Annotated in this window: 5 protein-coding genes; 4 read left to right on the top strand and 1 reads right to left on the bottom strand. The window is 61.9% G+C overall.

The annotated features are described in order from the left end of the window. Positions 1-302: 302 nt before the first annotated feature. The 4 genes from KGB29_RS20305 (at position 303) to KGB29_RS20290 (ending at position 6,373) form a co-directional block, all read left to right on the top strand. A complete protein-coding gene (locus KGB29_RS20305) occupies positions 303-2,129 on the top strand; it encodes a DUF1302 domain-containing protein (RefSeq protein WP_150815127.1) in 1,827 nt (608 codons plus the stop codon). 11 nt (positions 2,130-2,140) lie between these two features. Next, positions 2,141-3,478 (top strand): DUF1329 domain-containing protein, encoded by a 1,338-nt coding sequence (locus KGB29_RS20300; RefSeq protein ID WP_150815128.1) that lies wholly within the window; start codon positions 2,141-2,143, stop codon positions 3,476-3,478. A 163-nt stretch (positions 3,479-3,641) separates the two neighbouring features. Continuing rightward, positions 3,642-4,991, top strand: a complete 1,350-nt coding sequence (locus tag KGB29_RS20295) for a DUF1254 domain-containing protein (protein WP_150815130.1) — start codon at positions 3,642-3,644, stop codon at positions 4,989-4,991. Further along, positions 4,988-6,373, top strand: a complete 1,386-nt coding sequence (locus KGB29_RS20290) for a DUF1254 domain-containing protein (protein WP_150815131.1) — start codon at positions 4,988-4,990, stop codon at positions 6,371-6,373. Before KGB29_RS20295 ends, KGB29_RS20290 begins: the two co-directional genes overlap by 4 nt. 679 nt (positions 6,374-7,052) lie before the next feature. Here KGB29_RS20290 and KGB29_RS20285 read toward each other — a convergent pair. After that, positions 7,053-9,026 carry an alkyl/aryl-sulfatase gene (locus tag KGB29_RS20285; protein ID WP_150815132.1) on the bottom strand — a complete coding sequence of 658 codons (1,974 nt, stop codon included), beginning with the start codon at positions 9,024-9,026 and terminating at the stop codon, positions 7,053-7,055. Positions 9,027-9,155: the final 129 nt, after the last annotated feature.

The following is a 9,155-nucleotide window of genomic DNA, read 5'->3' as shown; positions in this document are numbered from 1 at the left end:
TCAAGCACCATGCTGGCAGCATGCAGCTTGAACTCGCGGGTATAGACCTTTCTTTCGTTCATGGAACCTCCAAGTTGGCGAAATCATATCGCCCTTAAGAGGTGTCCGGAATTATTAGGCCAGTTCAAGCTCGCTCCCACAGGTGACCGCATCCGCAGAAACGGATATGTACGCCTTCAGAAATTAACCGAAGCCCCCCGCAGATCCTCCCGATGATTATTTTTTGTCGGCCATCGCTTGCGTGTCGGGCCCGATAGTTGGGCACCGTGTCCGGGCTGAGCAAACCTGACCGGAGCCTAATAATGATAAAAAAACGCTCGGCCACAGCCGGAGTCCGCCAACGGCTTCACCGGCTTGGCCACACTCGCCCGCAACCCCTTGCGCTGGCGATTCTTGCCGTACTGACGGGGCCAACCTACGCCACCACATTTGACCTCAACGAAGACTGGAGCCTGTCGACCAAGACCAGCCTGAGCCTGGGCAGCAGCTGGTCGACACAAAACCCCGACAAGAGCCTGATGACCCGCGCCAACGCCTTGCAGGCCCAGGGTGTAAATGCCAATGGCACCAGCGTCAGCGCTGACGACAACCGGCTGAACTTCAAGAAGGGCGACCCCATCTCGCAACTGTTCAAGGGGCTCACCGATATCAGTCTCGATGGCCAGGGCCAGGGCGCGTTCATTCGCTTCAAGTACTGGTACGACCATGCCTATGAAACCGGCAATGGCCGCTTCAAGGATTTCGACGATTCGGGCTGGGACGACCTGTCAAAATTCAAGGGCTTCGAGGTGCTCGATGCCTACGTCTGGAAAGACTTCCAGGTGGCCGAACATCCGCTGAACGTAAAGGTCGGTAACCAGGTGTTGTCCTGGGGCGAAGCGCTGCTGATCCAGAACGGCATCAACGTGATCAACCCGTTGGACATCTCGGCGTTCAACCGTCCCGGCGTGGAAATCAAGGAGGGCCAGTTGCCAGTGGAGATGGTCTCCTTCAGCTTCGGCCTGACAGACACCACCAACCTCGAAGGTTTCTACCAGTACAACTGGCGCCCCAGCGTACTCGACGGTTGCGGCACCTTCTTCGCCAGCAGTGATGTGATCCAGCCGGGTTGCGGGCCGCTGTACCTGAGCCAGGTGCAGACCGATCAACAGATGCAGGCCGCTGGTTTGTTCGCCACGTCCCGGGGCAACGAATCGCCGTCCGACAACGGCCAGTTCGGCTTCGCCTTGCGCCAGATGATCCCGGCGCTCAACGATGCGGAAGCGGCGATCTACTACATCAACTATCACTCGCGGTTGCCGTATTTCACCATTAACGCCAGGAACACCGCGGTGCCCGGTACCTTCCCCGGTGGTATCCAGGGGCCGAGCTATGCGGCGGCCTTCCCGGAAAATATTCGCCTGTACGGCATCAGCCTCAACGGCGTCGAGCCTGTCACCGGGATTTCCCTGGCCGGTGAGTTGAGCTACCGGCCGAACATGCCGATCGCGATCAACGCGCCCGACGTCAACGTTGCGGTGATTTCCGGACCGGGGGGCAGTTCCTGGTTGCAGTTGCCGCCCGGCTTCAGCACCACCAATGGCAGCCAGTTCGATGCGTGGGAGCGCAAGGGCGTCTGGCAGTTGACCGGTTCGGCCACCCAGGCCATCGACAACGTGTTGGGCGCCACGCGCCTGAGCCTGTTCGGTGAGGCCGGTGTCGTGCACATCGACGATCTCGGGGACGAGCGCCTGGGCCGTAACGCCGCGTTCGGCCGCAGCGCCCCGCGCAACGGCACGCTGTGCAACACGGTGGCTTCAGGTGTGACCAACCAATACTGCACCGACAAGGGCTTTGCCACCGATTGGTCGTGGGGGTATCGCCTGCGCGCCAGCCTTGAATACAGCGATGTGTTGCCAGGCATCAACCTGATTCCGGCCGTCAACTGGCGGCATGACGTCTCGGGCTATTCCTACGATCCGCAAGGGCCGTTCCAGGAAGGCCAGCAAGCGCTGGGCGTGAGCCTGACCGGCGTCTACATGAACGATTACAGCGTGGAACTGGCCTACAACACGTTCTTCGGTTCCAACGACTACAGCACCCTCGACGACCGCGATTTTGCATCCGTCAGCTTCAAGGCAGACTTCTAAGGAGAACCGTTATGCGTATGCAATTGTGCGTGCTGGCCCTGGCCTGCACCGTCGGCCTGGCCCAGGCCAAAGGCACCGATTCGGCGGCGCTGGGCAAGACCCTGACCCCCATGGGCTCGGAAATGGCGGCCAATGCCGACGGCAGCATTCCGGCCTGGACCGGTGGTCTGGCGAGCAACGCCGGCACCGTCGACAGCAAGGGCGGCTACAGCGATCCGTATGCCGCCGATAAACCGTTGTTCACCGTCACCGCGCAGAACCTGACGCAATACCAGAAATTTCTCAGCCCCGGGCAAATCGCGTTGTTCAAGCGTTTTCCCGACACCTACAAGATGAACATCTACCCGAGCCATCGCAGCGCCAACCTGCCCAAGGAGGTACTGGCGGTCAGTCGTGAGAACGTCGCCAAGACCAGCATGGCCGACGGCGGCAACGGCTTGCACGACTATGCCAGTGGCATTCCGTTTCCGTTGCCCACCGAAGGCCTGGAGGTGATGTGGAACCACATGACCCGTTATCGCGGCGGCAGTTACGAGCGCATCAGCAGCGCCGCGCTGGTGCGTGAAAATGGCGCCACCAGCTACGTGCGCAACCAGTCTTTGATCAACTTTGCCGACACCGTGGGCGGGCTGGAACCGGACTCGAACATCCTGTTCATGTTCAAGAGCCGGGTGCTGGAACCGGCGCGTCTGTCCGGTGAGGCGGTACTGGTGCACGAGCCGATCGACCAGGTCGCCGAGCCGCGTTCGGCCTGGCAATACCTGCCAGGGCAACGTCGCGTGCGCCGTGCGCCGATGATCGCCTACGACAACAGCGCCCGTTACAGCAACGGCCTGATCACCGCCGACAACATCGACGGCTACAACGGCGCGCCGGACCGTTTCGACTGGAAACTGGTGGGCAAGCAAGAGCTGTTCATCCCTTACAACAGCTACAAGATCGGCAGCCGCGACCTCAAGTACGACACCGTGATCAAGCCCAACCACGTCAATCAGGACCTGGCCCGCTACGAGAAGCACCGCGTGTGGGTGGTCGAAGCGACCCTCAAGCCCGGTGCCCGGCACATCTACGCCAAACGTCGCTTCTATGTGGACGAAGATAGCTGGCAGATCGCCCAGTCGGACCAGTACGACAGCCGCGGTGAACTGTGGCGCTGCGGTGAACTGCACGCGATCCAGCAGTACGACCACGGCTTCACCTACAACGTGCTGGAAACCTCCTATGACCTGATCTCCGGACGCTACTACGCCGGCGGCCTGGCCAACGAAGAGACCGAGCCGATGCGCGTGGGCTTCGCCGCCAAGACCGACGACTACACCCCGTCGGACCTGCGGCGTTGGGCCAAGTAACCATTCGCCAAACCACCGCAAAGCCAATGTGGGAGCGGGCTTGCTCGCGAAAGCGGTGTACCAGTCAACGAAAATGTTGAATGTGATGCCCTTTTCGCGAGCAAGCCCGCTCCCACATTGGACGGTGGTGGATGACATTTTTGCATCTACCAGGAGATCTGCCATGCGCTACTGGATATCCGCTCTGGCCCTGGGCGCGAGCCTGGGTACTGTTCACGCCGCAACTCTCGACCAACAGCAAGCCAAAGACCTGGCGCAGGAGGCCTACGTGTTCGCCTACGCCACCGTCGAACACGACAAAGTGCTCAGCGCCATCGCCGCGAAACTGCCGTTCAACCGTCTCTACAGCGAACCGCGCCTGCTCGGCCCGCAAGACAACAAAGTGGTGTCGCCCAACAACGACACCTTCTATTCCCGTGCCTTGCTGGACTTGCGCAGCGAACCTGTGGTGCTCGACGTACCGGCCGTGCAAGGTCGCTACTACAGTTTCCAGCTGGTGGACATGCGCACCGACAACCTCGACTACATCGGCACTCGCGCCACGGGTGACAAGGCGGGGCGCTACCTGATTGTCGGGCCGGACTGGAAGGGGCCCGCGCCATCGGGGTTCAGCGCGGTGATTCGCTCACCGAGCCGGCTGGTCTTCCTGTTGGGACGGACCGAGGTCAAGGGCGAAGCGGATCAGAAAGACGCCGCGCAAGTGCTGAGGGGCTACGCCTTGCAACCGCTGTCCAAAGTCAATGGCAGCGCGCCCCCTGAACCCTTGGCACCGCTGCAACTGCCAGCGTACACGGACACCAGGCACGGGCCGGCGCAGGTGTTGTTCAGCACCTTTAACGCGCTGGCCCCCTTGCATCAATGGACCGCCAGCGAACAAAAGAAACTGGCCCGTTTCGCCGCCATCGGGGTGAAGCCGGGGGCCGGATTCCAGGCCCCGGCGGACTTGAACGAAGCCGTCGCACAGGGCGCCGAAGCCGGTCGCGAACAGGTCCGCGCAGCCTCCAGCCGACTATCAGTGGAACAGCAGGGCTGGTTGCCGTCGCCGCCCAACGTCGGCAAGTTCGGTGACGATGACCTGACCCGTGCCGCAGTCGCCTGGCGCTACATCTATGCCAACGATGCGGTGGAAGCGCTGTACCCGATGGCGTTGCACGATGCAAAGGGGCAGGAACTCAATGGCCAACACGCCTATCGCCTGCATTTTCCCTCCGGGCAATTGCCGCCGGTGAATGCGTTCTGGTCGCTGACCCTGTATGACGGCAAAACCCAGTTGCTGGTGGCCAATCCGATCCAGCGTTACGCCCTGGGCGACCGCAGCCCTGGTCTACAATACGATGCCGACGGCGGCTTGACCCTGATCCTGCAAGCCGATGCGCCCAAGGCTGCGCCGCAGGGCAACTGGCTGCCGACGCCGCAAGGTCCGTTCAACCTGCTGTTGCGCCTGTACCTGCCCAAGGGTGGGGCAGTGGACGGGAGTTATCAGTTGCCGACGATTGCGAGGATCGAATCATGAACCTGATTTTCAGTCGCCGCCGGTTGCTGGGCGGCATGGGGGTATTGGGAGCAAGTCTGATGTTTCCACGCCGGCTGCTGGCCGGTGATTCCGATGACCCTCGACAGATTGCCAAAGAGGCGTGGATTTACGCGTACCCCATGCTCATGCATTACCAGACCATGGAAAAACAGGCGCTCAAGCCGGGCGCGCCGGAGTACGTTGGCGGCTTCAACCGCTTTCGTCATTACAGCGAGTTGTTTACCCCGAACAACCGCGACATCGTCACGCCGAACAACGACACGCCGTACTCCTGGGCGTGGCTTGACCTGCGCAGCGAGCCCCAGGTGTTGAGCGTGCCGGCCGTGCCTGACGACCGCTATTACGTGCTTCAACTGGTCGACCAGTACACCCACAACTTTGCCTATGTCGGCGTGCTCAGCACCGGTCGCGATGCGGGGAATTACCTGATCGCCGGACCCCACTGGCAAGGCCCGACACCGGACGGCGTCAAGGCTGTGCTGCGCAGTGAAACCGAAATCGTCATGGTGCTTGGTAGAACGGGCCTGAAAAACGCCGGGGACCTGCCGGCGGTGCGTGCCTTGCAGCAGCAATACGGTTTGCGTTCGTTGCATGAATACATCGGCAGTGCGCCGCCTGTGGCTGCGCCAGCCATTGACTGGCACCCTTGGGACAGCAAGACCGGGTTGGGGCTGGAGTTTATTCCGGCGCTGAACCAGATCCTCAGCCTGTGCCCCACGCAACCGTCCGAACAAGCCTTGCGCGCGCGCTTTGCCCGGATCGGCATCGTGCCCGGCCAGGGTTTCGACCCGGCGACTTTGCCGCCAGCAACGCGCCAGGCACTGCTCGCCGGGATTGAAGACGCCCAGGCGCAACTACAAATCGCGGTGAGCCAGGTACGCACCACCCTCGGGCTGTTCGGCACTCGCGAAGCGCTGAACGGCAATTACCTCAACCGTGCTGTCGCGGCGAATGTCGGCATCTACGGCAACAGCGTGGAAGAGGCCTTCTACACCGGCACTCGCCTGGATAATCAGGGGCAACCCTTGCAGGGTGGGCGAAGCTATCGCCTGCGTTTCGCAGCGGGTCAATTGCCGCCGGCCAGCGAGTTCTGGTCGCTGACGCTGTATGACTTGCCGGACCGGCAACTGGTGGCCAACCCGATCAATCGCTACTGCCTGAGCAGCCGGGATCAGTTGCAGGAAGATGCGGACGGTGGGTTGACGTTGATCCTGCAGAACGTCGCTCCGCCGGAGCAGAGCAACTGGTTGCCGACGCCTGCAAACGGAGCGTTCACCCTGGTCCTGCGCCTGTATGGACCCGGGCAGCAGGTGGTCAATCAACACTGGAAAATGCCGGTGGTTGAAGTGGTGTCTGCCTGAACCGCATCGCGAGCAGGCTCGCTCCTACATTGGACCTGTGCCATTCACAAATGCTGTGAACAACCCGGTCCCCTGTGGGAGCGGGCTTGCTCGCGATGGCGGCGTGGCAGGCAGCATGGATTTTTGAGGGTGTACATATCCGTTGCTGCGGTCACGGCCACCTATGGTTCCGCTCTTACAGCGGGTCACTTGGAAAAGCCCCAAGTAACCAAGGGCTCTTGCCCCTGACATTCGGTGCCTCGCCTAGGCTCGGCATGCCCTCGCTCCGGTCCTGCTCCGTGGGCCCGCCGCCATCGGCCATCCATGGCCGGCGGCGGCTAACCCGGCATCCATGCCGGGTTGCCCACTACGCAGAACCTCCACTCGGCCTCATGAGGGGGCGTGTACCGCAAAAGCGCCCGAGGCGGCCTACCGGCCGGCCTGTTTGTTGGATTCGTTTGTCTGTGATGTATCTGTTCGAATGGCAGGCCGCCATCGCGAGCAAGCCTCACAGGATAAATGCAGTACCTGTGGGAGCGGGCTTGCCCGCGAAGGGGCCGCATGATTCGACATCATCATCGACTGAAACACCGCTTTCGCGGGCAAGCCCGCTCCCACACTGAATCTGTCTCGTCCACAGATCCAGTGTAGGAGCGAGCCTGCTCGCGATGAAGGCGACGCGGTTTCCCGCGTCATCCGGTCAAGGCGTGACGATATTGAACTGCGGCGCAAACGTATCGAGGCTGCTCATCAACTCCCCAAGCTTCTTGCCATTGCCTTGCAACTTGATCAGACCTTTCTGGATTGCCGTCGGAATATCCAGCTGCTTGAGGCTGATCTGTTCCAGGGTGGCCTTGCTCATGGTCACGCTGGCATCCGCCTGAGCATTGAGCCCGGCACGGTGGGTCAGCACGCCATTGCGCAGGGTCAGGTTGAAGTCCTTGCTCAGGTCATCGAAGGTCCAGTTCAGGGTCAGGTCATGGCCTACGGCCTTTTCACTGTCCAGGCGCACCGCCAGGAAGTCGAAGAACATCTGCGGGCTCATCGCCCGCACCATGTCCACCGATACCGAAGTGCCCGCATGGGGTGGCACGCCGTTGCGCAGTTCCATGGCACCGGTCAGGTACATGTTGCGCCAGGTGGCGTTTTCACTTTGATAGCCCATTTGCTCCAACGCCTGGGCCTGGGCTTTGCGGGCGTCGCCGTTGTCCGGGTTGGCGAACAGCACCTGATTGCCCAGTTGCACGGCCCAGCGGTATTCACCCTTGGCCATCGCCGCCTGCATTTTCTCAAGCACTGCCGCTTCGCCGCCCATGGCCTCGACCGAACGCTTGGCCGTTTCTACCGGCGGCAGCGGATTGAGGTTGGCCGGGTTACCGTCATAGAAACCCATGTAGCGCTGATACACCGCCCGGGTGTTGAAACTCAGTGAGCCGTAGTAGCCACGGGTGTACCACTTCTGGTCCAGGCTGCCGGGCAGTTTCTTGATCGAATCGGCGATTTCCAGCGGCGTCAGGCCCTGGTTCAGCAGGTGCAGGGTGCGGTCATTGAGGAAGGCGTACATGTCGCGCTGGTCGGCGAGGAAGGTGCGGATGCGTTCGCCACCCCAGGTCGGCCAGTTGTGCTGGGCGAACAACACGTCGCTCTTGTCGCCGTAACGCGCCAGGCTGGCGTCGAGGTACTCGGCCCAGGCCTTGGCGTCACGCACCTGCGCGCCGCGGGGGGTAAGGATGTTGTGCATCATTTGCGTGGCGTTTTCCGCCATGCACAAGGCGCGCAATTGCGGCAGGTACAGGTTCATCTCTGCCGGCGCCTCGGTGCCCGGGGTCAACTGGAACTCTACCTCGAGACCGGCGATGGTGCGGGTTTGCAGTTCCTTGTCGATCAGGTCGGTGGGCGGGATCAGGGTGACAGTGCCGCCGCTCGGTGTGCTCTTGCCCAGGCCGGCATCGACCTGGCCTTTTTCGCCACGGGGCAGCAGGCTGCCGAACTGGAACTGTGCGCGGCGGCTCATGGCATTGCCGGCGTAGACGTTCTCGCTCATCACGTGTTCCATGAACCCGGCGGGGGCGAACACCTTGACCTTGCCGGCCTTGACGTCGGCTTCGTCGATGACCCCGCGCACGCCACCGAAGTGGTCGACGTGGGTGTGGCTGTAGATCACCGCCACCACCGGTTTGCGCGGACGGTTCTGGTAGTACAGGTCCAGTGCCGCCTTGGCGGTTTCGGCCATGGTCAGCGGGTCGATGATGATCAGCCCGTCGTCGCCTTCGATGATGGTCATGTTGGCCAGGTCGAGGCCGCGCACCTGATACAGCCGTGGGCTGACTTCGAACAATCCGGCATGGGCGCTGAGTTGGGCCAGGCGCCAGAGGCTCGGGTTGACCGACTCCGGGGCCTGGTCTTTGGCGAGGAAGTCATAGGCCTGGATATCCCAGATGACCTTGCCCGAGGCGTCCTTGACCTGGCCCTTGAACGGCGCGATCAGACCCTTGGTGACCGACTCGTAGTCGGTGCGGTCGGTGAAGGGCAGTTGTTGCAGCACGGCGGCGTTACTGGCCGTGGTTTGCGGGCTGGCTGCGACCGGTTCATCGGCGGCGACCACCGATTGCGTCAGGCAGGCAGTGATCAGGCAAGCGAGCAGCCCACGAGGGCTCAAGGTGAAACGAGGCATGGCGTCTCCGTTTTTTATCGTTATGGTTAGACCAGCTTCGAGGGTAGGGCGGGGCGCGGGCGGGGCGATCATCAGCAACGGACAAAAAACATTCAGGACCGCTATCCTTGAGCCACGCCTATCCAGCAG

Source organism: Pseudomonas sp. BF-B-30 (assembly GCF_019956305.1).
Classification (GTDB): domain Bacteria; phylum Pseudomonadota; class Gammaproteobacteria; order Pseudomonadales; family Pseudomonadaceae; genus Aquipseudomonas; species Aquipseudomonas jessenii.
The sequence above is the reverse complement of the archived record's forward strand: the minus strand, read 5'-3'. Positions and strand labels throughout refer to the sequence as shown.

Bases quoted from the DNA above. Each gene is read 5' to 3' on its own strand.
- KGB29_RS20305 (WP_150815127.1), top strand. From the start codon at position 303: ATGATAAAAAAACGCTCGGCCACAGCCGGAGTCCGCCAACGGCTTCAC.
- KGB29_RS20300 (WP_150815128.1), top strand. From the start codon at position 2,141: ATGCGTATGCAATTGTGCGTGCTGGCCCTGGCCTGCACCGTCGGCCTG.
- KGB29_RS20295 (WP_150815130.1), top strand. From the start codon at position 3,642: ATGCGCTACTGGATATCCGCTCTGGCCCTGGGCGCGAGCCTGGGTACT.
- KGB29_RS20290 (WP_150815131.1), top strand. From the start codon at position 4,988: ATGAACCTGATTTTCAGTCGCCGCCGGTTGCTGGGCGGCATGGGGGTA.
- KGB29_RS20285 (WP_150815132.1), bottom strand. From the start codon at position 9,026: ATGCCTCGTTTCACCTTGAGCCCTCGTGGGCTGCTCGCTTGCCTGATC.